Raw genomic sequence first — 24370 nt, forward strand, 5'->3', positions numbered from 1 at the left:
GGGCCGGGGGGGGGGGCTCCGGGTCGCCGGCCGCCCCCCCCCCCCCCCCCCACGACAGGGTCGGCGGGTCAGGCCGGGACGGTCCACTTCTGGTTGCCGGCGCCGGTGCAGCTCCAGATCTGCAGCGGGGTGCCGTCGGCGGAGTTGTTGCCGGTCACGTCCAGACACTTGCCGGCCTGCGGGTTGACCAGGTCACGACCGGCGGTGTAGGTCCACTGTTGCGCGGGCGTGCCGTTGCAGGTCCACAACTGCACCCGGGCACCGTCGGCGGTGGAGCCGCCGCTGACGTCGAGGCACTTGCCCAGCGCCCGTACGGTGCCGTCGCCGGGACGGGTCCAGCGCTGCGCGTCGGTGCCGTTGCAGCCGTACAACTGCACGGTGGTGCCGTCGGCGGTGCCGGCGGCGGCGACGTCGACGCACTTGCCGGCCAGGCCGGTGATCGGCCCGCCGGCCGGCGGGTTCGGGCCGCCCGGCGTGCCGGACCAGGTGAAGGTCGCCGAGGTCCGGGTGGGCAGGGTGTAGACGAAGGACTGGTTGCCCCAGTTGACCCGCATCGACTGGCTGCCGCCGGTGGTGTTGTGGACGATCAGCGCCTTGGAGCCGTCCGGGTTCTTCCAGGCGACGTTCTTGACCGAGCCGTTGGCGGTGGACGCGATGCGGACCGCGCCGGGTTTCACGAACTTGGTCAGGTGGCCCATCGTGTAGTACTCGACGGTCCTGTCGACCTGGCCGTGCCGGCCGCCGCCGCGCTGCACGGTGACCAGACCGGTGCAGACGTTACAGCCGGCGCCGACGTACGGCAGCATGTTCTGGTCCAGGGCCAGGCTCCACTTCACCCACGACCGGCTCCAGTTGCGGGTGTAGTCGATCAGGTTGTGCATGTCCTGGGCGTGCTGGTCGCCGACCCAGGTGCCGCCGGAGTGCTCGGTCATGTACTGGTTGACCGCCGGGTACTGGTTGCGGATGGTGCTCTGCAGGTTGACGTCGCCGCCGTACCCGTGCCAGGCGATGCCGCCGAAGAGCGGGTCGCCCCGCAGCGCGGCGTCGGCCAGCGGCACCGAGCCGAGGTCGTCGTAGTTGCCCCAGTTGTAGTCGAGGATCAGCACCTTGGTGGTGATGCCGGCGGCCCGGAAGGCGGGCAGGAGGTGGTTCTTGGTGAACTCCAGCAGCCCGGAGCCGTTCCAGTTCATCGAGGCGTAGCCGGTGGCGTCGGTGCCGCAGCAGGTCGGCTCGTTCTGCACCGACACGTAGTCGATCTTCAGCCCCTGGGCCTGGTTCTGCTGGATGTATTTCACGAAATACTGCGCATAGGTCGGATAATGCTCCCATTTGAGCCAGCCCCGGTTCGTGAACCGGTTGTTGTCCTTCATCCAGGCCGGGGCGCTCCAGGGTGCGCCCTTGACCTTCAGCGCCGGGTTCAGGGTCCGCGCCTGTTTCGTCAGCGGCACCACGTCGGCGAGGTCGTGGCCGATGCTGAAGTCGCCGAGGTCGCAGCAGGTGTCGTCGTACGAGTAGTTGAACCGGGCCAGGTCGGAGGCGCCCATCGGGTTGCGTACGAACGCCAGGCCGATGCCGTCGACCGGGTGGAACAGGTCGCGCATGACCCGGTCGCGGGTCGTCGCGCTGATGGTGTTGCTGCTGCCCAGTAGCCAGGCGGCGCTGTCGGTGAACGACGCGCCACCGCCCTCGAAGCTCTGGTAGGTGGTGTTCTCGTCGACGGTGACGGTGTGGGTGGCGCTGCCGGCGCCCGCCGAGAAGGCGGTCGGGGTCTGCGGTTGCAGGCCCCGGGTGACGACCCGGCCGCCGGCGTCGGAGGTGGTGGTCAGCCAGACGTCGACCCGCTCGTTGGCGGCGTGGGCGGGTGGGCCGGCCGCCAGGGCGAGGCTGGTGGCGGCCAGGCAGGTGGCGAGTGCGGTGGCCGCGGCGGCCCGGCGGCGGGTGGTGCGCCGGCCGGTACGGACGGTGACGGGCGGTGGGGTCCCGGTCGATGGCACGGGGATCTCCCCCTTCCTGGGAAGGGCTTTCGGTGGGTGGGCGTTGCCGCACCTGTGTTGGTCACGCACGGTGACCTTCGGGCCCCGGGGTGGTGGGCGAGACATCGACGCTGATATGAGGTAACACCAGGATCTAACTGTTAGCAAGGTTTGCTATACATTTAGTTTCGTTATCCGTGCGTTATTGACGTGGTGCGCGTCACTCCGGTTGACTCGGCCCGGAACCGGTTTCGAAACCGGTTCCGCATCCGCGGTTAACCGCCGTGACACACGAGGGGGTGTCGTGCGTATCACCATCGCCGATGTCGCCGCGCGAGCCGGGGTCAGCAAGACCACCGTCTCGCGGGTGCTCAACGGCCGTGGTGAACTCGACGACGACACCGCCGCCCGGGTACGCGCCGTGATCGAGGAGCTGGGTTACGTGCCCAGCGCCCGCGGCGTCGGCCTGGCCCGGGGCCGTACCCGCATCGTCGGCATGCTGGTCCCCTCGCTGATCTGGCCCTGGATCGGCGAGGTCGTCCAGGGCGCCGTCGACGTGGTCGAGAGCGGCGGCTACGGCCTGCTGCTCTTCACCTGCAACCGGGGCGCCCAGTCGATGCGCCAGTTCGCCGCCCAGGTGTCGGCGAAGTCGTTCGACGGGCTGCTGGTCATCGAGCCCGAGGGCACCCTCGACTACATCACCCAACTGCCCGGACGTGGACTGCCGGTCGTGCTCATCGACGACCGGGGCAGCCGGCGGGTCTTCCCGTCGGTCGCCACCACCAACCTGGCCGGGGGTGCCGCCGCAGCCGGGCACCTGCTCGGGATCGGCCGCACCCGGCCGCTCGTGGTGACCGGCAGCCGGCGGTTCGGCTGCACCCGCGACCGGCTGGCCGGCTTCGTCGAGACGTACGCGGCGAACGGCCACCCGCTACCCCCCGAACTCGTCGTCGAGGGTGACTTCACCCTCGAGTGCGGCAGCCGCGCGGTCCAGCGGCTGCTCGAGGGCGGCGTGCACTTCGACGCCGTCTTCGCCCACAACGACCTGTCCGCCGGCGGCGCCATCCGCGCCGTCCGCGAGGCGGGCCGGTCGGTGCCCGGCGACGTCGCCGTCGTCGGGTTCGACGACGTGCCGTACGCGCAGCACACCGACCCGCCGCTGACCACCGTGCACCAGCCGATGCGCGAGATGGGCGAGGCGGCCGCCCGGATGCTCATCGACCACTTCGCGGGCACGCCCCTGCCGGAGACCCCGCAGGTGCTGCCCACCACGCTGATCGTCCGCGGCTCGACCGTACCCACCACTCCCGTCCCGAACCCGCCCGGCCAGACCGGGCCCGCCGTTCCGGCGACCCCCGCAGTTCCCGTCTGACAAACCCCGGCACACCCTGCCGGGGTTTAGCTGTACCCGATCGTGAGAGCGCTCTACGAGCCATCTCCAGCACACATATCACCCACACCACACCACAACCGCACCACCCGACCCATCAGGAGGAACCAGATGCGCGCCAAGCGTTTGGCGGCGGCGGCCGTCGCGGGTCTCACCGCGATGAGCCTGCTGGCCGCCTGCAGCGGCGAGTCGCCCAACAGCAACAACAACCGGGCCGGCTCGACCACCGTGCTCAAGGTGGGCATGCCCAACGGCCCGCAGACCGAGAACCACAACCCGTTCCTCGGCTCGTCGTCGGGCGCCTCGCTCGGCTACCGCTGGCAGATCTACGAGCCGCTGGTGATGACCAACGCGATCCGCCCCGCCGACCCCGCCAAGCCGTGGCTGGCCACCAAGTGGGAGTGGACCGACGGCTACAAGGCCGTCGCGCTGACCATCCGCGACGGCGTCACCTGGTCCGACGGCAAGCCGTTCAGCGCCGAGGACGTCGCGTTCACCTTCGAGCTGATCAAGAAGCACGACGGGCTCAACGGCGCCGCCGTGCCGTACGGCGACATCACCGTCGCCGGCAACGTGGTCAACATGACGTTCGGCTCCCCGCAGTTCGTCAACCAGGCCAAGATCCTCAACGCCATCCCGATGGTGCCCAAGCACATCTGGTCGGGCATCGCCGACCCGACCACCGACATCAACAAGAACCCGGTCGGCACCGGTCCGTTCACCCTGAAGTCGTTCACCCCGCAGACCACCACGCTGGTGGCCCGGGACGGCTACTGGCAGGACCCGCCGGCGGTCAAGGAACTGCGCTACACGTCGTACACCGACAACAACGCGCAGACCACCGCGCTGGCCAACGGCGAGGCCGAGTGGAGCTTCGTCTTCATCCCCAACTACAAGGCCGTCTACGTCGACAAGAACCCCGAGCACAACAAGGTCTGGCCGGCCTCGGTACTCGGCATCCACGGCCTCTACATCAACACCACCAAGAAGCCGTTCGACAACCCGGCGCTGCGCCGGGCGATGAACATGGTCATCAACCGCAACGACATCTTCGTGCAGGCCGAGGCGGCGTACTTCCACCCCGAGGTGACCTCGGTGACCGGCATCCCGACCCCGGCCGGTGAGTCGTTCATCGCGCCGGAGTTCAAGGGCCAACTGCACAAGGTCGACGTCGAGGGCGCCAAGCGCGAGCTGACCGCCGCCGGCTTCACCTTCGACGGCAACACCCTGAAGGACCCGACCGGCAAGCCGGTCACGCTGACCCTGACCGACCCCGCCGGCTGGTCCGACTACATCACCAGCCTCGAGATCGTGAAGGACAACCTGTCCCAGATCGGCATCACCGCCACCGTCGACAAGGCCAACCAGGACGCCTGGTTCCAGGCCGTCGAGGAGGGCAACTTCGACGCCACCTTCCGGTGGACCAACGGCGGCACCACGCCGTACGACATCTACCAGACCATCATGGACGGTGCCCTGCTCAAGCCGATCGGGACCCCGGCGGCGGGCAACTTCGGCCGGTTCGACAGCCCGGAGGCGACCGCGGCGCTGGCCGCCTTCGCCAACGCCGCCGACGACGCGGCCCGTACCGCCGCGATGAACACCCTCCAGAAGATCTTCGTCGAGCAGATGCCGATGATCCCGGTCGGCGCCGACAACGCCGGTGGCGCGTACGTGACGACGAACTGGGTGGGCTGGCCGGACGACGCCAACCCGTACGCCCCGGCGCAGCCGACCCAGCCGAACGCGGTCGACGTCGTGCTCAACCTCAAGCCCGCCAACGCCTGATCCGACCTGTTGACCCCTCCCGGGCGGCACCACGGTGCCGTCCGGGAGGCCCCAGGCGGCGGCAGGCCCGACCCGGCACAGGAGCCTCGGCACGATGACCACAACCAGCGTCCCGACGCCCGCGGCGGCCCCGACCACCGAGGTGGTCCTGGAAGCCGAGGGCCTCACCAAGCACTTTCCGGTCCGGCGGGGGGTCCGTGACCTCTTCCGCCCGGCACTGCACGTGCACGCCGTCGACGACGTGCACATCACCCTGCGGCGCGGCCGGGTGACCGCCCTGGTCGGCGAGTCCGGCTCGGGCAAGTCGACCGTCGCCCGGCTGCTGGCCCAACTCTTCCGGCGTACGGCCGGCGACATCCGGCTGCGCGGCGAGTCGATCACCGTACGCGGCGGCCGCCGGTTCCGGGCCTACTGCCGCCAGGTACAGATGATCTTCCAGGATCCGTTCGCCTCGCTGAACCCGGTCCACACGGTCCGCTACCACCTCACCCGGGCGCTGCGCATCCACGGCCGGGCCGGGAAGACCGCCGCCGACCTCGAGGCCAACCTGCACGACCTGCTCAACCGCGTGCAGCTCACCCCGCCCGAGCGGTATCTCGACAAGTTCCCGCACGAACTCTCCGGCGGGCAGCGGCAACGGGTCGCGATCGCCCGCGCCCTCGGCGCCGACCCGCAGGTGCTGCTCGCCGACGAGCCGGTCTCCATGCTGGACGTCTCGATCCGGCTCGGCGTGCTCAACCTGCTGCGCGACCTGAAGGAACGGCTCGACCTCGGCATCCTCTACATCACCCACGACATCGCCTCGGCGCGCTACTTCGCCGACGAGACCCTGGTCATGTACGCCGGCCGGATGGTCGAGGGCGGCGACAGCGAGACGGTCACCCAGCGGCCGGCACACCCGTACACCCGGCTGTTGATCGAGTCGGCGCCCGATCCCGACCGGTTGCAGGGCGACGCGCACGAGCTGGCCGAGACCACCCCGGTCGACCGGGCCAGCGGCGAGCCGCCGAGCCTGATCCGGCCGCCGGCCGGCTGCCGCTTCAACCCCCGGTGCGTGCACGTGATGCCGAAGTGCCGCACCGACCTGCCGCCCCGCTTCGACCTGGCCGACGGCACCGGGCACTGGGCGGCCTGCTGGCTCTACGAGAACGGCGCACCGGCGACGGACGTCGCGCCCGGACCCGCGGACGACGGGGACGCCGCACCGGCGGCCGGCACCGACAACGGCCGGGTGGTGAAGCCGTGAGGTTCCTCCTGCAACGCGTCGCGTTCTACCTCTTCACCGCGTGGGCGGCGATCACCCTCAACTTCTTCATCCCCCGGATGATCCCCGGTGACCCGGTCCGCTCGCTGATAGCCCGCTACCAGGGCCAGCTCAGCACCGAGGCGATGGCCTCCCTCTACGTCCTGTTCGGCCTCGACGAGGACAAGAGCCTCTGGCAGCAGTACGTCGAGTACTGGGGCCAGCTCTTCCGCGGCGACCTCGGCATGTCGTTCACGTTCTTCCCGGCCCCGGTCTCCCAGGTGCTCTCCGACAGCCTGCCGTGGACCCTGGCCCTGGTCGGCATCACCACCATCATCAGCTTCTTCGTCGGCACCTCGCTCGGCGTGCTGGCCGGCTGGCGGCGCGGGTCGTGGGCCGACGGGCTGCTGCCGGTGACCACCTTCCTCTCGTCGATCCCGTACTTCTGGCTCGGCCTGATCGCGATCGCCCTGCTCGCCGGGCCGGGCAGCTTCTTCCCGTCGTCCGGCGGCTACGCACCCGGCCTGGTGCCGGCCTGGGACCAGTACTTCATCCCCAGCGCCATCCAGCACAGCCTCCTACCGGCACTGACCATCCTGATCTCGTCGGTCTCCGGCTGGATCCTCAGCATGCGCAACATGATGGTCACCGTCGCGGCGGAGGACTACATCACCGTCGCGCACGCCAAGGGCCTGTCCGAGCGGCGGGTCGCGGTCAGCTACGCCGCCCGCAACGCGCTGCTGCCCAACGTCTCCGGCTTCGCCCTGTCGCTGGGCTTCATCGTCGGCGGCACCCTCCTGGTCGAGATCGTCTTCTCCTACCCGGGCCTGGGGTTCCAGCTCTTCCAGGCGGTCGGCGCCAAGGACTACCCGCTGATGCAGGGCATCTTCCTGATCATCACGATCTCCGTGCTGGTCGCGAACCTGCTGGCCGACCTCGCCTACCTCGCACTCGACCCGCGTACCCGCAAGGAGGGCTGACCGGTGTCCATGCCCGCCACCACGATGACCGGTACGGTCACCGGCGACGGCGCGCCCGCCGCGCCCGCCCAGGCCGCCCCGAAACGGCGCCGGCTGCGGTTCGTCGCCAACCCCAAGGCGGCCACCGGCCTGGTCGTCCTCGGCTTCTTCCTGCTGCTGGCGGTCATCGGGCCGTGGATCGCCCCGTACGACCCGTCGGCGCGCGGTGCCGACCTGGTCGCGCCGCCGTCGGCGGAGCACTGGTTCGGCACCACCCACCTGGGACAGGACATCTTCAGCCAGGTGCTGGTCGGCACCCGGGGCGTCATCTTCGTCGGCTTCCTCGCCGGCCTGGTCGCCACCGTGCTGTCGGTGCTCGTCGGGGTCACCGCCGGGTTCCTCGGCGGCGCCGCCGACGAGAGCCTCTCGGCACTGTCCAACGTGTTCCTGGTGATCCCCGCCCTGCCCCTGATCATCATCGTGGCCTCCACCATCCCGGGGGCCGGCGACCTGATGGTCGCCCTGGTCATCGGCGCCACCTCGTGGGCCTGGGGAGCCCGGGTGCTGCGTGCGCAGACCCTGTCGCTGCGCCGGCGCGACTACGTCGAGGCGGCCCGGGCGACCGGCGAGAGCACCTGGCGGATCATCATCTTCGAGATCCTGCCGAACCTGACCGCGATCATCGCCTCCGGCTTCGTCGGCACGGTGATCTTCGCGGTGATGACCGAGATCACGCTGGCCTTCATCGGCATCTCCACGGTGTCGGAGTGGAACTGGGGCACGATCCTGTTCTGGGCCCAGTCCCAGCAGGCCCTGGCCCAGGGGGCCTGGTGGTGGTTCGTCCCGGCCGGCCTGGCCATCGCCCTGCTCGGCACCGCCCTGTCACTGGTCAACTTCGGCATCGACGAGTTCGTCAGCCCCCGGCTGCGCAGCAGCGGCAAGACCAGCGTCAAGACCGCGGACGGCCGCACCGTGCGGATGCGGGTCGGGTTCACCCCGGTCCTGCGCACCGCGCCCCCGCCACCGGCGCCCCGCGGCGCCGACGTGCTCTCCAGCGAAAGGGTCGGCCAGCGATGACCACGCCCGTACTCGAGATCAGGAACCTCGACGTCGACTACGGCCTCGGCGACCAGGCGGTACGCGCCGTACGCGACGTCAGCCTGACCCTGCACCGCGGCGAGGTGCTGGGGCTGGCGGGGGAGAGCGGCAGCGGCAAGTCGACGCTGGCGTACGGCCTGACCCGGCTGCTGCCGCCGCCCGGCGTCGTCAGCGGCGGATCGGTGATCTACCACCCGCCCGGCGGCGCCGAACCCTTCGACGTGATGGCCCTGACCCCGGCCGAACTGCGCCGGTTCCGCTGGGCGGAGACGTCGATCGTGTTCCAGGGGGCGATGAACTCCCTCAACCCGGTCCACAAGGTCGCCACCCAGCTCCTCGACGTGATCAAGGCGCACGAGCCGCGGCTGAGCCCGGCCGCCCGGCTCGACCGGGCCCGCGAACTGCTCCGGCTCGTCGGCATCTCCGCCGACCGGCTGGACAGCTATCCGCACCAGCTCTCCGGCGGCATGCGCCAGCGGGTCATGATCGGCATGGCGCTGGCCCTCGAACCGCAGATCGTCATCATGGACGAGCCGACCACCGCGCTCGACGTGGTGATGCAGCGGCAGATCCTCGGCCAGCTCGTCGAACTGCGCGAACGGCTCGGCTTCGCGGTGCTGTTCATCACCCACGACCTGTCGCTGCTGGTCGAGTTCTCCGACCGGATCGCCATCATGTACGGCGGGCGCATCGTCGAGGAGGCACCCGCCGCCACCCTCTACCGCGACTCGCTGCACCCCTACAGCGAGGGGCTGCTGCGCTCGTTCCCGGCGCTGCGCGGACCGCGCCGCGAACTGTCCGGCATCCCCGGCTCACCACCGGACCTGCGGGCGATGCCGACCGGCTGCGCCTTCCACCCGCGCTGCCCCAAGGCGTTCGACCCGTGCGTCGAGAAGATCCCGGTGCTCGGCCCGCCGCCGGACCGGGCCGGACCGGCCCGCACCGTCGCCTGCTGGCTGCACCCGGCCGCACCGACCGGCTGACGGCCGGCCACCCGCTTCCCGTACCCACCGACCGATCAGGAGCAGCATGGACACGACCGCCACGACACTCGATCCCAGCCACGTGGAAAGCGGTCAGACCGACCCGATCGACACCCTGCCGCCGAACTTCCGGTGGGGGGTGGCCACCTCGTCGTACCAGATCGAGGGCGCGGTGGCCGAGGACGGCCGTACGCCGTCGATCTGGGACACGTTCTGCCGGGTACCCGGTGCGATCGACGGCGCCGACAACGGTGACGTCGCCTGCGACCACTACCACCGGATGCCGCAGGACGTCGCGCTGATGCGCGAACTCGACGTCGACACGTACCGGTTCTCGGTGGCCTGGCCACGGGTGCAGCCGGGCGGGCGCGGCCCGGTCAACCCGGCCGGCCTGGCCTTCTACGACCGGCTCGTCGACGAACTGCTCGGTCAGGGCATCGACCCGTGGATCACCCTCTACCACTGGGACCTGCCGCAGGAACTCCAGGACGCCGGCGGCTGGCCGGCCCGGGACACCGCCTACCGGTTCGCCGACTACTCGATGCTGGTCTTCGACCACCTGAAGGACCGGGTACGGACCTGGACCACGCTGAACGAGCCGTGGTGCTCGGCGATGCTCGGCTACGCGTACGGCAACCACGCGCCCGGCATCAGGGACTTCCCGGCGAGCATGGCGGCGGTGCACCACCTGCTGCTCGGCCACGGCCTGGCGACCCAGCGGATGCGGGCGGCGGCCGCCGGCCCGGTCGACCTCGGCATCACGCTCAACATGGGCTCGTCCAGCCCGGCCACCGACACCGAACTCGACCGGGAGGCGGCCCGGCGCGCGGACGGCCTCGGGGTCCGGATCTACCTCGACCCGCTGCGGTACGGCCGCTACCCGGCCGACGTGGTCGAGGACCTGGCCGCCCAGGGGATCACCATCCCGGTCCGCGACGGCGACCTGGAGATCATCTCCACGCCGTTCGACGTGCTCGGCGTCAACCACTACTTCAGCTCGGCGTTCTCCGGCGTCGACGAGGACGGCAACACCACCGACGCCGACGGCAACCCGGTGGTGCGGGAGGTGTCGACCGGCCGGCCGCGTACCGCGATGGGCTGGGAGATCGTGCCCGAGGGCTTCACCGAGCTGCTGGTGCGGCTCGGCCGCGACTACCCCGACCTGCCGATGGTGGTGACCGAGAACGGCTCGGCGTTCGACGACGAGCCCGACGAGAACGGGTTCGTCCGCGACGACGAGCGCACCGCCTACTTCGTCTCGCACATCGGCGCGGTCGCGCGGGCCCGCCGGCAGGGCGCCGACGTACGCGGCTACTTCGCCTGGTCGCTGCTCGACAACTTCGAGTGGGCGTACGGCTACGCGAAGCGGTTCGGGATCGTCCGGGTCGACTACGACACCCAGGTGCGTACGCCCAAGCGCAGCGCCCTGTGGTACCGCGACACGATCCGGCGGGTCCGCGGCAACCGGGCCTGAGCCGCCGGGCCGCCCCGGACGCGCCGGCGTCCCGGGGTGGACCGGTACGCCGGTCGGGGCCGTCCGGGCGGCCACCGACCGGCGCCTGCCGCCGCCCGGCCGAAGGCACCCGGCCGGGCGGCCCGGCGTCAGATCCGGTACGGGTTCACCGACTGCGCGCCCATCAGGAACCAGGCGGTCGCGCCGACGTGCTGCCGCTGGAAGTACGCGAACCCGAACCCGGTGTCGAAGGCGCTGGTCGCCGAGACGATCCCGGACCGGGCGGGCAGCCGCCGGCCGGTCCAGGTGCCGCCGGCCGCCGGGTCGGACAGCCGGCCGCCGTTGGGGTCGTCGGTCAGCCCGACGGTCTGCCCGCCGCCGAGCCGCTCCTGCGCGACCACCGTCTGGCGCAGGTAGTGCACCGCCCGGGTCCGGTCGTCCGGGCCGCGCCGGGGCCGGTCGCCGCGCTCCAGCAGGGCGGCGGCGAGGTGGCCGTTACCCTCCAGCCACACCGCGTCGCGGTTGTTGGGCCGGTCGCCGCCCGGCACCGTGCCGGTGAGGACCTTCGACAGGTCGCTGAACGTGACCCCGGAGACGGGCCGGCCGGGCGGCATCTCCGAGTTCGGGCCGGCGGCGTCGGTGACGGCCAGCTCCCGCGCGGTCCAGTCCAGCCCGCGGGCGTGCGTCCGCTCGCGCAGCGCCAGATAACCCCACGTGTTCGGGTCCTCCGGCCGGACCGCCCGGTTGATCTCGTCCGGGTCGTCGGCGGGACCCGCGCCCTGCGTACCGGTCCAGAAGTGCCCGTCGACCGGGTTCCACATCGACCGGACGAAGTCACCGGCCACCTTGGCGTGCCGGTGCCAGGCCCGGTCGCCGGTGTAGCGGACCAGCAACGTGAACAGCGCGTACGCGTCGATGTTGTGCTCGGTGGAGCACCAGCGCTGGTGGGTGACGCCGTCGCCCTGCACGCCGCCGTGGTAGCCGCCGTACCGGTAGGGCGAGACGGTGTTGTCCACCACCCAGCGGGCGGCGGCGACCGCGCCGTCGAGGTACTCGCGCACCCGGGTGTGGGCGTAGACGTGGGTCAGTGCGAGCGCGGCCCACGACACGTCGCCGACCGAGGAGCCACTGAAGCCGTACGGCCACAGAAACGCCGCCTTGCCGTCGGCGCGGACGAGCCCGGGGAACTCCGGCGAGCCGCCGTAGAACAGCATCGGCCCGGCCGCGTACGCCTGCCGCAGCCGGCCGTCGGCGTACGCCTCGTCGTTGCCCTGGGCGAAGAGCAGCGCGTCGCCGATGATCCGGGCCCGGCGTACGTTGTCGCGGGTCGGGCGGGCCAGGTAGGCGATCGCGGCGAGCGCGTTGTCGTAGATGAACGCGGTCGTCATGAGCTGCGACTCGTTGTTGTAGCTCTGGAGCAGGCGCGGGGTGTCGCCACGCTGGTAGGCGTCCTGCACGAAGTCGAGGTAGTGGTAGGCGCGCTCGACCGGGGCCTCGAGATGGCGGTCGATGACCCGGCCGGGTCGTGGCCGGTCGTGGCCGCCGCCGGCCAGGGCGCTGCCGGGGGTCGCGACCTGGACGCCGGTGGCGGCGACGGTCGCGGCGGTCGCGGACAGGGCGAGGACGTGCCGGCGGCGCAGTGCGGGGCGGGGGAGCGGGGCGGGCTGGTCGGTTGGCATGGACACACTCCGCGTGGATGTCGGTGGTGGGGGAGCCAGCGGGTCTGAGAGCGCTCTCTCAGTCGGGTCGACCAATTGAAACGCACGGGTCATCCCGGCGCAATACAACGTGCCGCCGGACGAGAGGGGTAGGCGCCGCCGGGCCGGGCGCCGCTGTTGATCTGAGCGTCAGGCACCTTATCGGCGCGGCGTTAGGTGGCTGACGCTCAGATCAACTCACGTACGGCGCCGCACGTCCGGCCATGGGCCCGTGTCGCGGGTGGGGCGGTCTCTTCGTGTCGGCGTTGCCGCACGCCGCCGGGCGGTGTCGACCGTCCACTTCCGACTGTCCTTTCTCGGCCGGCCGGAACGCCTACCCGACGCGGTTGCCGTCCTCCAGATAGGCCGTGCCACCGCCGCCGACCGCGGCCAGCGCGGCCGTGGCCCGCCGGGCCAGCAGTGGCGAGAGTCGCTGTCGCGCCTCGGCCGGAGTGGACCAGGCCCAGCTGCGCAACTCGTCGGCCGGCAGGCGGATCTCCGCCTCGCTGGCGGGGGCGAGCACGCCACCGTCGTAGACGAACATGACGCCCTCCGTGCGGCCGGCCTGCGCCGGTACCCAGTCGACCACCAACAGCCCACCGGGCGTCAGCGACAGGCCGAGTTCTTCGTTCAGCTCCCGCATCGCGGCCGCGTACGGCGACTCGTCGGCTTCGACGCATCCGCCCGGCAACTCCCAGTCGTCCTTGTACCGGGGTTCCACCAACAGGATCCGGCCGCTGGTGTCGCGGAACAGCACGGCCGCGGCCATCCGCTTACGCGGCAGCGTCGCGGTGTAGTCGCCAGGCGCTGTCGCGGTGTCGTCGTCAGACGCTGTCGTCACGCTCGGAGGCTACCGTGGACGCGCCGCCACGGGCCGGCCCGGCGATCCTCGGGGAGGGCGGCCGTTCCCGCGCCCCAGGCGTCGATCATGGAGGAATCATGGCGTTCCGCGCCCGGCTTGCGAACATCATCCCCTTGATCGCGTGGCGTCGGTGGGCAGGCGCTGCCGGGGCGCCGGGTGGCGTCGATCATGGAGGAGTCATGGCGGTTAACGTCCGGCTTGCGAACATCATCCCCTTGATCGTGCGGGCGCTGCGGGCGCGGCAGGCATGGCAGGGCGGGCGTCGCCGGGCCGGGCCGCAGAGCGCGGGTGGTGCCGCCGTTGATCTGAGCGTCAGCCACCTTATCGGCGCCGCGTCAGGTGGCTGGCGCTCAGATCAACTCACGTGCGGCTGCCGAGTGCCACCGACGCGGCCAGCGCCACCTGCCGGTGGGCGGTGGCGACCTCCCGTGGCCGGAACGCCGCGTCGCCGACGATCTCGATGGCGGCGACGACCGCCCGGTCCCGACCCAGCACCGGCATCGCGGCCGTGACCAGGCCGAGCCGCTGTTCCTGGCTGGCCGTCGCGGCACCGGTACGCCGTACCGCCGTCAGTTCGTCGCCGAGCCGGGCCGGGTCGACGACGGTGAACGAGGTCAACCGCGGCAGCGGGCGTTGACGGGGGACCCGGCCCGCCGTGTACGCCAGCAGCACCTTGCCCGCCGCCGTGCTGTGCGCCGGACCGTGGTCGCCGGCACCGCGCACCGCCGCCGCGTGCCGGGCGCCGTACACGGTCTCCAGGTAGACGCACTCGTCGCCACGTAACACCCCGAGCCGTACGGCGTGGTCGGTGCGCTCGTAGAGGTCGACCAGGAACGGCATGAGGACGCGGCGCAGGTCGTCGTGCTGGCCGACGATCAGGTTCGCCAGCTCGCGCATCCGGCGGCCGACCTCGTAGCCGGTGGGCCCGTGCGCGACCAGGTCGTGCGCCACCAGCATGCGCAGGACGCGGTGCGCGGTGGTCTTCGGCAGCCCGGTGTCGGTGACCAGCCGGGTCAGGCTGCGCGGGCCGCCGCTGGCCAGCAGCTCCAGCAGGCGTACGGCGCGACCGACGGCGCCCGTCGGCGGCCCACCGTCAGGGCCGGGTGGCTCGGGCCGCATCCCGACCTCCTGGGGTGGGCCCGATGCCCACGGCTGACTCAACGTACACCGATCGAATGCGGTCAGCTACGGATCGTCACCAAACGGGGGACGGTCGGCCCGGTGGTTCCAGGCCGTGGAACGGCGTGGGCCGGCGCGGCCGGGCGGCGGCGCATGCTCGGCGGCGGCACCGCCCTCGCTGCCCGGAAGGAGCGACCATGCCATCCACCACCGCCCGCCTGTTCACCGTCGTCACCCTGCTGCTCGCCGGGGTCGCCGTACCCGTGGCGCCCGCCGGGGCCGCGCCCGCCGATGTCGTGCCGCCGGCCGGGGCGGCGCCGTCGCGCGGCGGTGCCGACTGCCCGCCGGCCGGATCCGCGCTCGCGTTCAGCGACGCCCTGGACAAGACGACGTTCGCCGGCGTACCGGTCACCGAACTGTCCGCGTTCGCGCCGGACGTGCGTACCCTCGGGTTCGTCACGGTCTCCGACGACGACCCCCGGCTGTTCTTCGTCCGCGACCCGCTGGACCCGCGGGTGACCGCCACGGTGCCGCTGCGCCACCCGGACGGCACCCGTTACGACGGCGACACCTTCGACGGTGAGGGCGTCGCCGTCCTGCCCGACGGGCGCCTCCTGGTCAGTTCCGAGGTCGAACCGTCGATCCGGGTCTTCGGGCGGGACGGGGTCGAGCGCGGCGCGCTGCCGGTGCCGGCCCGGTTCCGGGTCGCGCCGGCCGGTGAGGCCCGCGTCAACGGCACCCTGGAGAGCCTGTCGATCTCGCCGTCCGGCCGCCACGTCTACGCCGCGATGGAGGCGCCGCTGTCCGGCGACGCGCCCGCGTCCGGCGAGTCGCTGATCCGCCGGATGCTGGTCTACCGGAGAGTCGGCGCGGGCTTTGCGCTGGACCGCCAGATCGGATACGCCGCCGACCCCGGGCACCGGATCTCCGAGGTCGCCGCGTACGGCGACGGCCGCCTGCTGGTCCTGGAGATCCAGTTCACCCCCGGTGTCGGCAACGACGTCAGGCTGTACGCCGTCACCGGCGTGAACAGCGCGCCCGACGTCTCCGGCATCGCCAACCTGTCCACCGCGCCACCCGGCACGCTGGTCACCAAGCGGCTCGTCGCCGACCTGACCGCCTGCCCCACCCTGGGCGCGACCACTCCGGGCAGCCAGGTCAACCCGCTGATGGACAACTACGAGGGGATGGCGGCCCTCGCCCCGCTCGGCCGCGGCCCGGCCGTGGTGCACCTGATCAGCGACGACAACGGCTCACCGACCCAGGTCACCCGGGTGCTCACGCTCGCCGCGACGTTGCCCTGAACCGGGCCCCGGGCCGTCCGGCGCTCCCACCCCGTCCCGCCGGACGGCCCGGCGGTCCGCCCGTTCAGGGCGGCCCGGCCTGGTCACGGGCGTCGAGCGCCGCGCGGACGGTGGCGAGGTGACCGTCGTACCGCCCTTCGGCGAGGCCGGCGAGCAGCGACCGCAGCGCGCGGTCGGCGGGTCCGGCCGCCAGCGGGTCCGTGCCCTCCAGGCCGGGCGTGGCGTCGACGGCCGCGGCGACCGCGTCGACGATCTCCTGTACGCCCGGTTCGGCCTCGCGGTGGGCGCGGGTGGTGACGTAGACGCCGTGCGTCAGGTAGGTGTCCGCCCCGGTGACCACCGGCACCCAGGCGAACCGGTCGGCGTCGGGGCCGGCCGAGTAGTTCCCCGCCTTGAACGGCAGCGCGATGTCCGAGGGCAGCACGACGGTGCCCAGCCCGTCCCAGCCCATCTTGACCAGCACCCCGGTCACCTGTGACGGCTTGACCACCCGTAGCCGCAGCCCCCGGTCGGCCAGGCCGCTCTCCACGAAGCTGGTGTCGAGGATGTCGCGGGACCGGAAGCCCGGTGGCGGCAGCAGCAGTTCGTGTTCGGCGAGCCGGTGCAACTCGAGGTGGCCGTCGCCGACCCGCTCCATCGGCACCATCGCCTCCAGCCGCGCGGTGTAGAGCAGGTTGGTCTGCAGACCCTTGCGGCGCCGGTCGCTGGCCCGCCGCTCCGGCGGCGGCCCGAGCACCAGGTCGTAGACCCGCCGCCGGACGTTGTCGAGCACCCGTTCCTCGAAGCGCCCGCCGGCCCGGTCGAGTTCGTCGAGGGTGTGCGGTACGACGAGGTCGCGGTCGCGCAGCGCGACCATCACCTTGGTGACCAGTTGGGTGTGGTGGGGCAGGAACGCCAGCAGCCGCTGCTGGCCGGTCGCCGCGCCCCGCAGCCGTTCGGCGGCGTCGAGCAGGTTCAGGATCTGCCCGAAGATGTCCCGGGCCTGCTCGCCGGCGGGGGTGGGGACGTACGCGCCGCGGGCGCCGGCGACCTGGGTGACCAGGGTCCCGGGTCCGCCGCCGAACGCCTGTTCGAGGTCGTCTACGAGGTCGCGGATGTGCTGGTCGGTGGCGCCGAACTGTTCGGCGGTGCTGCGGTAGCGACCGCGCCGGACCAGCGCGTCGAAGACCCGCAGGTGCTTGATACGCAGGCGGTCGAACCGCCGGTCGGGGGACACCCGGGCAAGGGTAGCCCTCCGGCCCGCGCCGTATGCCAACGAATCGTTGGCCGAACTCGCGTTCCGAAGGCATCAGGGGGTGGTTTCGTTTGCTCGGCGGTGCCCCGGTCACTCAGGGTGGAGGACGTGTTCTGGACACCCCGCACCGCCCTCGGCCGCCTGCACGACGCCTGCCTCGACGTCGACGCGGCCACCGTGGCCGCCGACGAGGTCCGCGCCGCCCTGACGATCGACGATCCGCGCCGCCCGCAGACCCCGGTGGTGGTCCCGATGACCGAGGAGGAGGCGCAGGTCCTGGCCCGTACCTGGCAGGAGCTGGCCGACCTCGCCGCCGACCTGGCCGGACGGGCGGCCCGGGTCGCCGACGCGTGCGCCGCCACGGCCGCCCACCGGTCCCGCTGACCCGGCCCCGGCCGGTGCCGGGCGCCGCTCAGCCGCCCTGCCGGATCCGGTCGACCAGCTCGCCGACCTCGGTCCGGATGCGGGCCAGCTGCGTCAGGTAGGTCCAGTAGTCCGGGTGTGGCACGTCCAGCTTGCCGACCATCGTCTGGAGCAGCACCGACCGGCTGTCGAGTTGTCGCGCGCTGTCGCCGGGCGGCCCGCCCGGCAGCCCGAGCACGAACCGCTGCGCGTCGCGGATCACCCGCCGGGTCCGTTCCGACTCGGCCCGCGGGTCGTCGCGTACGGCCCGCAGCGCGGCCAGCCGCTCACCCGGCGCGTCGACGGTCTCGGTGACCCGCTCCAGGTGGCCCCGGGCCCGGGTGACCGCGTCCCAGGCCGCCTCCCACTCGCCGGCGGCCACCCGCCGCTCCGCGTCGCCGACCGCGGCGACCGCCGCGTCGAGTTCGGTGTGCGCCGCCTTGGCGCCCCCGGTCAGGTCGGTCCAGCAGGCCGCCACGAACTCCCGGCGCAGGTCCGACATCCGCTCGTCGAGCTGCCCGATCCGGTAGCGCAGCCCGTCGACCCGGGTGCGCAGGCTGCCCAGTGCCTTCGGCGTGCGCTCGGGCAGCGTACGCGCCTCGTCGGCCAGCCGGCGGGCCTGCTCCGCCTGGCGGCGGGCCTCGGCGACCGCGGCGCGTATGCCGACCGTGGCGCGCCCGACGGCGGCCTCGGAGATCTGGTGGTACGCCTCCCGGGCGCGGGCGAGCTGCTGCTGCGCGCCGGTGGTGTCGCGGCCGGCGGCCCGGGTCGCCTCGATCGCGGCGGTCGCCGCGGCCAGCGCGTCCCGGGCGTCGCCGGCCTGCTCCTCGGCGGCGGTGATCGCGGCGGCGGCGTGCGCCATCCGGGTCCGGCACCACTGCGCGAACTGCGTCAGCGCCGCGCGGGCGGCGTCGAGGTCGGCCCGGGACCGCTCCAGGGCGGCGGTCGCCGGCGGGGGCGCGTCGGGCGCGTTCAGCGCCAGGTAGGCGGCGATGGCCCGCTGGCACTGCCCGGCGGCGGCGTCGTACGACCGCCGGGCGGCCGGGACGTCGGCCGGCGCGAGCACGCCGAGCAGCAGGTCGAAGTCGGCGGCGACGGAGGTCTGCTCGGAGTCGAGGGTGAGGAACGCGTCGGCGGCCCGGGCGGCGGCCTGCTCCGCCTGCCGGGCCTCTTCGGCCCGCTGTCGTCGACGGTTGCTCCACACAGTGTGCAATGGTGCCCGATCGGCGCACCCGGTGCGCAACGCGTGGCCCACATCCGATGATCGTCCGGACCCGGCCGGCACCCGAAGCGGTGGACGACCCGTGGCGGCATTTGTGTAACGTTCAGTCACGTTCGCAGAATCATCGCGTGTGTGGGAGGGCTCTTCGTGGGTGTAACTCTGTCCAAGGGTGGAAATGTCAGCCTGACCAAGGAGGCGCCGGGCCTCACCGCCGTCAACGTGGGTCTCGGCTGGGACGTGCGGACCACGACCGGCACCGACTACGACCTGGACGCCAGCGCCCTGCTCTGCGGGGACGCCGGCAAGGTCCTTTCCGACCAGCACTTCGTTTTCTACAACAACCTGACCTCGCCCGACGGCAGCGTGGAGCACACCGGTGACAACCTCACCGGTGAGGGCGACGGCGACGACGAGACGATCAAGGTGAACCTGGCCGGCGTGCCGGCCGAGGTGACCCGGATCGTCTTCCCGGTCTCGATCCACGACGCGCAGGCCCGTAACCAGTCCTTCGGCCAGATCGAGAACGCCTTCATCCGGGTGGTCAACCAGGCCGACAACCGGGAGCTGGCGCGGTTCGACCTGTCCGAGGACTACTCGACCGAGACGGCGATGGTGTTCGGCGAGCTCTACCGCCGGGGCGCCGAGTGGAAGTTCCGGGCGATCGGCCAGGGGTACGCCTCCGGCCTGCACGGCATCGCGACCGACTACGGCGTCAACGTCTGACGGTGTGATCGAAGGGCGCGGGAGGGGCCGACCGGCTCCTCCCGCGCCTTTCGTGTCGCTGCGGCCCAGGTCGGTCCGCTTTGTCGGACGGCACCGCTACAGTGTGGCCCGACAACGCGGATGATCAAGGAGATTCCCCGTGCGAGCATTCGAACCGGGCGGTGGCACCACGACGGTTCAGCGGACCGCCCGCGCCGACGCGCCGGTGCCGGTCCAGACCGGACGGTCGCAGCCGCCCGCGCCGGCGGCCCGCGTCGACGAGGACCGGTTCGAGCTACCGCCCGCGTGGCGACGCACCATCATCCCGCGCCGCGGCGGCGCGGCCGGCCCGCCCGTGCACGCCGGCCCGGCATCCGTCGCCGCCGCCGACGAGTTCCTCGCCCCGCTGCGCCCCGGCATCGACACACTGCTCGCCGACCCGCACACCGATCCGCGGATCGCCGCCGCCGCCCGCGCCCACCTCGCCGGCGAGCCGACCGCCGCCGGCGCCGCCGCGGTCGCCGCCGCCGCCAGCCACGCCTACGGCTGGGGCAACATCGACCGGATGCGGGCGCTGGCCGACGGCTGGGTCGCCGCCCACGGCGTGGTCTTCGCCGCCTCCGCCGTCGTCGAACTCAGTGGACTCGTGGTCGACCACGGGCCGTACCCGCCGCGCGGCGGCCGGGTCCGGATCGGCCGGCACACCGACCTGTCGGCGACCGGCTGGAGCCACCACGCGCACTGGCTCGCCGTCGCCGCCCGTACCCGGGCCCATCTCGCCGCCGCCCCCGGCGCCGACCACGCGGCCGCCGTCGACGCGCTCGCCGCCCTGCGCGCCGGCTCGGCCCGGCAACGGGTCGCGATCTGCTTCCTGCTGCCGACCCAGACCGCCTGGGTCGACCAGGAGTGCGCGGCGCTGCCGGCGACCAGCGACTACGCCGTGGGCGGCCTGCTGTGGTGCGCGGTCGGGTCGTTGCCGCAGCTCGACCTGATCGCCGAACACGTGCGGACCTGGTGGGTGATCCAGCACCAGAGCCTGGTCACCACCGCCGTCGACGGCATCGGGCCGGCGATCGCGCCGCGGCTGGCCGACTGGTTCGACCGCGACTACGCCGATGCCGACGCCCGGCAGCGGCTCCTGGACGCGCTCGCCGTCCTGCCGACCGACGAGGCGCTGCGGCTCCAGCTCGACCGTCTCGACCAGCCCCGGGTGGCGGCGTCGGTGCAGGCGACCGCCCGCCGCTTCCCGGTCCGGGCCGTACGGCTGCTCGCCGAGGCGGCCGGCGGTCCGACGGCGCGCGCCCGGACCGCCGCCGAGCTGCTGCGCGCGCACGTGCCCGCCCACCCGGCGGCCACCGCCGCCGCCCTGCCGGCCCTGTCCGCCGACGCCCGCCGCCGGGTCGCCGCGATCCAGGACGCCGGCACCGACCCACGCAAGGAGACGCCATGAGCGAGCGCAGCGAGGGGTCGGTATGAGCGCGCCGGTCGGGGTGCAGCGGCCGCCGGCCGAGGTCCGGTACGCCGACGAACTGGCCCGGCTGCGCGACACCGACCGTGGCGAGCGGCCACCCGGCTGGGCGCTCAGCCTCCAGGCCGCCCGCACCTTCGTCCTCGGCGACGAGCGGGCCGGCGTCAGCGCCAAGTTCGTCGGCGACCCGTCGCTGATCGACCGGGCCCTGGTGGCGTTGGCCACCAGCCGTGGACTGATGCTGGTCGGCGAGCCGGGCACCGCCAAGTCGCTGCTGTCGGAGCTGCTCGCCGCCGCGGTCAGCGGCGACTCGACGCTGACCATCCAGGGCGGTGCCGCGACCACCGAGGACCAGATCAAATACTCGTGGAACTACGCCCTGCTGGTCGCCGACGGCCCGTCGCCCCGGTCGCTGGTGCCGGCCCCGTTGCTGCGCGGCATGGCCGAGGGCCGGGTGGTCCGCTTCGAGGAGATCACCCGGTGCCCGCTGGAGGTGCAGGACTGCCTGCTGTCGCCGCTGTCCGACCGGGTGCTGTCGGTGCCGGAGCTGTCCGGCTCCGACGCGATGGTCTTCGCCCGGGAGGGCTTCAACATCATCGCCACCGCCAACACCCGGGACCGGGGCGTCAACGAGATGAGTGCGGCGCTGAAGCGCCGGTTCAACTTCGAGACCGTCTTCCCGATCCCCGACCTGGCCACCGAACTCGACCTGGTGGAGGCCGAGGCCGGCGCGCTGCTGCGCCGCTCCGGGGTGACCGTGCCACCCCGGCGGGACGTACTCGAGGTGCTGGTCACCACGTTCCGCGAGCTGCGGGCCGGCACCACCGGCCGGGGTGAGCCGGCGGACCGGCTGTCGGCGGTGATGAGCACCGCCGAGGCCGTGTCGGTGGCGCACGCCGTCGGCCTGCGGGCCTGGTTCCTGCGCGGCGACGCCGGCACCCCGGCCGACATCGTGCCCTGCCTGGCCGGCACCGCCGCCAAGGACGACGCCGAGGACCTGGCCCGGCTGCGCCGCTACCTGGAGCAGCGGGTGCCCCGGCACGCCGGCGCGCACTGGAAGGCGTTCCACGACGCCCGGCACCTGCTGCCCGGCTGATGACCGCACCATCCGCCGGCCCGGTCGCCGGCGTGACCTACCTCGGCGTACGCCATCACAGCCCGGCCTGCGCCCGGCTGGTCGCGTCCACGATCGAGGCGCTGCGGCCGGCGTACGTGCTGGTGGAGGGGCCGGCCGACGTCAACGACCGGCTCGACGAGCTGCTGCTCGGCCACCGGCTGCCGGTCGCCGTCTTCACCTCCTACCGCGACGGCACCCGGGCGCACGCCTCGTGGAGCCCGTTCTGCGACTACTCCCCGGAGTGGGTGGCGCTCACCACCGGCCGGCGGCTCGGGGCCGAGGTCCGGTTCATCGACCTGCCGGCGTGGCATCCGGCGTTCGCCGACCGCACCAACCGCTACGCCGACGCCGAGCGCCGCTACGCCGAGGTCGTCGACCGGCTGTGCCGTACCTTCGCCGTCGACAACGTCGACACGCTGTGGGACCACCTGTTCGAGATCCAGCCCGACGACGGGCTCGCCGAACGTCTGGCCACCTACTTCGACCTGTTGCGTGACGAGTCGACGGCCGGCGACGACGACTGCGCCCGCGAGGCGTACATGGCCCGCTGGGTCGACGCGGCGGCGACCCGGGCCGACGGTCGCCCGGTGGTCGTGGTGTCCGGCGGCTTCCACCGGCCGGCCCTGATCCGGCTCGCCGGCACCGGCGACGGCCGCTGGCCGGACGTACCCCGGCCGCCCGACGGCGCCCGCGGCGGCAGCTTCCTGGTGCCGTACTCGTTCCGCCGGCTCGACTCGTTCGACGGCTACCAGTCCGGCATGCCGTCGCCCGACTACTACCAGCGGCTGTGGGAGCACGGCCCGGCCCGGGCCGCCGACGACCTGACCGCGTCGGTCGTCGCCCGGCTGCGTCGCCGCCGCCAGCGGGTCTCCACCGCCGACCTGGTCGCCGCCCGCACGATGGCGGCCGGCCTGGCCCGGGTACGCGGCCACCGGCCGCCGGCCCGCGTCGACATCCTCGACGGCCTCGTCTCGGCGCTGGTCGACGAGGCGCTCGAGGTGCCGCTGCCGTGGACCAGCCGGGGCCCGCTGCCGGCCGGCACGCACCCGGTGGTCGTCGAGATGGTGGCGGCGCTCAGCGGCGACCGGGTGGGCCAGCTGCACCCGGACACCCCGCTGCCGCCGCTCGTCGGCGACGTCACCGCCGAGCTGGAACGCCACGGTCTCGGCGCCGCCGGCGAGGTCCGGCTCGACCTGACCGCCCCGGCCGACCTGGCCCGCAGCCGGGTCCTGCACCGGCTGCGCACGCTGCGTGTACCCGGGTTCCGGCGGGAGTCCGGCCCGACCCCCGGCGTCGACGCGGTGCTGGTCGAGCGGTGGTCGGTCGAGGTGCCCGAGGAGCGGCTCAGCGCCCTGATCGAGGCCAGCGGCTACGGTGCGACGCTGCGGGACGCGGCCGTCGCCCGGCTCGCCCAACGGGCCACCGTCGCCGCCGGCGACGCGGACCGGCTGGCATCGGTGCTGTTCGACGCCGCCCTGTGCGGGATCGCCGACCTCTCCGGGGACGTGCTCGACCAGGTGGCCGGGTCGGTCGGCGCGGTACGGGAACTGGCGTCGCTCGGCCGGGTGCTCGCCGTCGCCCTCGGCCTGTGGCGCCACGACCGGTTGTTCGGGGTGGCACGCACGGGCGTGCTCGGCGCGGTGATCTCGTCGGCGACGGTCCGGGCGCTGTGGCTGGCGGAAGGCATCCGGGGCGGGCCGGCACCGGCCGAGCCGGCGCGGCTGGCGGCGGTGGCGGCGCTGCGCGACGCGGTCGTGCACGCCGGGCCGGTGCTGGAACTCGACCGGCCGGCGGTGCTCGCGGTCGCCGGCCGGCTGGCCGCCGACCGGGGCGTGCCACCGGACCTGCGCGGGGCCATGTTCGGCCTCACCTGGGCGCTGGGCACCGGCGCCGACCCGGTCGCGGCGGTCCGCACCGCCGGCGGCACCGACACCCTCGGCGACTGGCTGGCCGGCCTGTTCGCGCTGGCCCGTGAGGAGATCCTGACCGCCGACACCGAGCCGGGGCCGGGCGACGGCCGACCCGACCTGCTCGGGGTGCTCGACGGGCTGGTCACCGCGATGCCCGAGCGCGAGTTCCTGGTCGCGCTGCCGGGCCTGCGGCAGGCGTTCGCGTACTTCCCGCCCCGGGAGCGCGAGGGTGTCGCCGGGCGGCTGCTGGCCCGTCGGGGGGTGGCCGGCTCCGGCCGGGCCCTGCTGCGTACGGCCGGTGACCCGGTCCTGTTCGCCCGGGGCCGCGAACTCGACGCGGACGTCGAGGCGGTCCTCGCCCGCGCCGGCCTGCTTCCGGAGCGGGCACTGTCAAAGAGCGGGAGCGAGGTGGGGACGTGACCGAGCGGAGCGAGGGAACCGGTTGG

Annotated in this window: 19 protein-coding genes; 13 read left to right on the forward strand and 6 right to left on the reverse strand. The window is 73.1% G+C overall.

Annotated elements, in window-relative coordinates:
* Positions 1-68: 68 nt before the first annotated feature.
* A complete protein-coding gene (locus AB0I42_RS24070) occupies positions 69-1994 on the reverse strand; it encodes a lectin (RefSeq protein WP_357540239.1) in 1926 nt (641 codons plus the stop codon).
* 283 nt (positions 1995-2277) lie between these two features.
* On the opposite strand from AB0I42_RS24070, the gene AB0I42_RS24075 reads away from it, so the two are divergent.
* From AB0I42_RS24075 to AB0I42_RS24105, 7 genes are all read left to right on the forward strand, one after another.
* Positions 2278-3345, forward strand: a complete 1068-nt coding sequence (locus AB0I42_RS24075) for a LacI family DNA-binding transcriptional regulator (protein WP_357540241.1) — start codon at positions 2278-2280, stop codon at positions 3343-3345.
* A gap of 129 nt (positions 3346-3474) precedes the next feature.
* On the forward strand, positions 3475-5151 hold the full coding sequence (locus tag AB0I42_RS24080) for an ABC transporter substrate-binding protein (protein WP_357540243.1): 1677 nt from the start codon (positions 3475-3477) through the stop codon (positions 5149-5151).
* A gap of 94 nt (positions 5152-5245) precedes the next feature.
* Positions 5246-6397 carry an ABC transporter ATP-binding protein gene (locus tag AB0I42_RS24085; protein WP_357540245.1) on the forward strand — a complete coding sequence of 384 codons (1152 nt, stop codon included), beginning with the start codon at positions 5246-5248 and terminating at the stop codon, positions 6395-6397.
* Positions 6394-7374: an ABC transporter permease gene (locus AB0I42_RS24090; RefSeq protein ID WP_357540247.1), complete on the forward strand. Its 981-nt coding sequence runs from the start codon at positions 6394-6396 to the stop codon at positions 7372-7374. The genes AB0I42_RS24085 and AB0I42_RS24090 overlap by 4 nt, the downstream gene beginning before the upstream one ends.
* Positions 7375-7377: 3 nt before the next feature.
* Positions 7378-8430, forward strand: a complete 1053-nt coding sequence (locus tag AB0I42_RS24095) for an ABC transporter permease (RefSeq protein WP_357540249.1) — start codon at positions 7378-7380, stop codon at positions 8428-8430.
* Positions 8427-9434 carry an ABC transporter ATP-binding protein gene (locus AB0I42_RS24100; protein ID WP_357540251.1) on the forward strand — a complete coding sequence of 336 codons (1008 nt, stop codon included), beginning with the start codon at positions 8427-8429 and terminating at the stop codon, positions 9432-9434. Before AB0I42_RS24095 ends, AB0I42_RS24100 begins: the two co-directional genes overlap by 4 nt.
* Before the next feature lie 46 nt (positions 9435-9480).
* Positions 9481-10908, forward strand: a complete 1428-nt coding sequence (locus AB0I42_RS24105; protein WP_357540253.1) for a GH1 family beta-glucosidase — start codon at positions 9481-9483, stop codon at positions 10906-10908.
* Positions 10909-11036: 128 nt separating this feature from the next.
* Here the strand turns inward: AB0I42_RS24105 and AB0I42_RS24110 are convergent, their stop codons facing one another.
* The 3 genes from AB0I42_RS24110 to AB0I42_RS24120 all read right to left on the reverse strand — a co-directional run bounded on the left by AB0I42_RS24110 (position 11037) and on the right by AB0I42_RS24120 (position 14565).
* The gene (locus AB0I42_RS24110) at positions 11037-12566 is read right to left on the reverse strand and encodes a hypothetical protein (RefSeq protein ID WP_357540255.1); all 1530 of its coding nucleotides are present in this window, start codon (positions 12564-12566) and stop codon (positions 11037-11039) included.
* A gap of 352 nt (positions 12567-12918) precedes the next feature.
* A complete protein-coding gene (locus AB0I42_RS24115; protein WP_357540257.1) occupies positions 12919-13425 on the reverse strand; it encodes an NUDIX hydrolase in 507 nt (168 codons plus the stop codon).
* A 381-nt stretch (positions 13426-13806) separates the two neighbouring features.
* Positions 13807-14565, reverse strand: a complete 759-nt coding sequence (locus AB0I42_RS24120; RefSeq protein WP_357540259.1) for an IclR family transcriptional regulator — start codon at positions 14563-14565, stop codon at positions 13807-13809.
* Positions 14566-14762: 197 nt separating this feature from the next.
* Here AB0I42_RS24120 and AB0I42_RS24125 point away from each other — a divergent pair, with 197 nt between their 5' ends.
* The gene (locus AB0I42_RS24125) at positions 14763-15869 is read left to right on the forward strand and encodes an esterase-like activity of phytase family protein (RefSeq protein ID WP_357540261.1); all 1107 of its coding nucleotides are present in this window, start codon (positions 14763-14765) and stop codon (positions 15867-15869) included.
* A 64-nt stretch (positions 15870-15933) separates the two neighbouring features.
* Here the strand turns inward: AB0I42_RS24125 and AB0I42_RS24130 are convergent, their stop codons facing one another.
* Entirely contained in the window at positions 15934-17085 is a 1152-nt protein-coding gene (locus AB0I42_RS24130) for a hypothetical protein (protein WP_357540263.1), read from the reverse strand.
* A gap of 126 nt (positions 17086-17211) precedes the next feature.
* Between AB0I42_RS24130 and AB0I42_RS24135 the strand changes: the two genes are divergently transcribed.
* Complete coding sequence (locus AB0I42_RS24135) at positions 17212-17487, forward strand: hypothetical protein (RefSeq protein ID WP_357540265.1); 276 nt, start codon at positions 17212-17214, stop codon at positions 17485-17487.
* A 28-nt stretch (positions 17488-17515) separates the two neighbouring features.
* Here AB0I42_RS24135 and AB0I42_RS24140 read toward each other — a convergent pair whose 3' ends face one another.
* Positions 17516-18709 carry a hypothetical protein gene (locus AB0I42_RS24140; protein WP_357540267.1) on the reverse strand — a complete coding sequence of 398 codons (1194 nt, stop codon included), beginning with the start codon at positions 18707-18709 and terminating at the stop codon, positions 17516-17518.
* A gap of 165 nt (positions 18710-18874) precedes the next feature.
* On the opposite strand from AB0I42_RS24140, the gene AB0I42_RS24145 reads away from it, so the two are divergent.
* The 4 genes from AB0I42_RS24145 to AB0I42_RS24160 all read left to right on the forward strand — a co-directional run bounded on the left by AB0I42_RS24145 (position 18875) and on the right by AB0I42_RS24160 (position 24344).
* Entirely contained in the window at positions 18875-19450 is a 576-nt protein-coding gene (locus AB0I42_RS24145) for a TerD family protein (protein WP_357540269.1), read from the forward strand.
* 139 nt (positions 19451-19589) lie between these two features.
* Complete coding sequence (locus tag AB0I42_RS24150; RefSeq protein WP_357540271.1) at positions 19590-20879, forward strand: hypothetical protein; 1290 nt, start codon at positions 19590-19592, stop codon at positions 20877-20879.
* 22 nt (positions 20880-20901) lie between these two features.
* The gene (locus AB0I42_RS24155) at positions 20902-21993 is read left to right on the forward strand and encodes an AAA family ATPase (RefSeq protein WP_357540273.1); all 1092 of its coding nucleotides are present in this window, start codon (positions 20902-20904) and stop codon (positions 21991-21993) included.
* Entirely contained in the window at positions 21993-24344 is a 2352-nt protein-coding gene (locus AB0I42_RS24160) for a DUF5682 family protein (protein WP_357540275.1), read from the forward strand. The genes AB0I42_RS24155 and AB0I42_RS24160 overlap by 1 nt, the downstream gene beginning before the upstream one ends.
* Positions 24345-24370: the final 26 nt, after the last annotated feature.

It is taken from the genome of Polymorphospora sp. NPDC050346 (assembly GCF_040655695.1).
Taxonomy (GTDB): domain Bacteria; phylum Actinomycetota; class Actinomycetes; order Mycobacteriales; family Micromonosporaceae; genus Polymorphospora; species Polymorphospora lycopeni.

What these genes read in the sequence shown, in the direction of transcription:
- AB0I42_RS24080 (WP_357540243.1), top strand. Translation starts at nt 3,475, where the DNA reads ATGCGCGCCAAGCGTTTGGCGGCGGCGGCCGTCGCGGGTCTCACCGCG.
- AB0I42_RS24085 (WP_357540245.1), top strand. Translation starts at nt 5,246, where the DNA reads ATGACCACAACCAGCGTCCCGACGCCCGCGGCGGCCCCGACCACCGAG.
- AB0I42_RS24100 (WP_357540251.1), top strand. Translation starts at nt 8,427, where the DNA reads ATGACCACGCCCGTACTCGAGATCAGGAACCTCGACGTCGACTACGGC.
- AB0I42_RS24105 (WP_357540253.1), top strand. Translation starts at nt 9,481, where the DNA reads ATGGACACGACCGCCACGACACTCGATCCCAGCCACGTGGAAAGCGGT.
- AB0I42_RS24110 (WP_357540255.1), bottom strand. Translation starts at nt 12,566, where the DNA reads ATGCCAACCGACCAGCCCGCCCCGCTCCCCCGCCCCGCACTGCGCCGC.
- AB0I42_RS24120 (WP_357540259.1), bottom strand. Translation starts at nt 14,565, where the DNA reads ATGCGGCCCGAGCCACCCGGCCCTGACGGTGGGCCGCCGACGGGCGCC.
- AB0I42_RS24125 (WP_357540261.1), top strand. Translation starts at nt 14,763, where the DNA reads ATGCCATCCACCACCGCCCGCCTGTTCACCGTCGTCACCCTGCTGCTC.
- AB0I42_RS24155 (WP_357540273.1), top strand. Translation starts at nt 20,902, where the DNA reads ATGAGCGCGCCGGTCGGGGTGCAGCGGCCGCCGGCCGAGGTCCGGTAC.
- AB0I42_RS24160 (WP_357540275.1), top strand. Translation starts at nt 21,993, where the DNA reads ATGACCGCACCATCCGCCGGCCCGGTCGCCGGCGTGACCTACCTCGGC.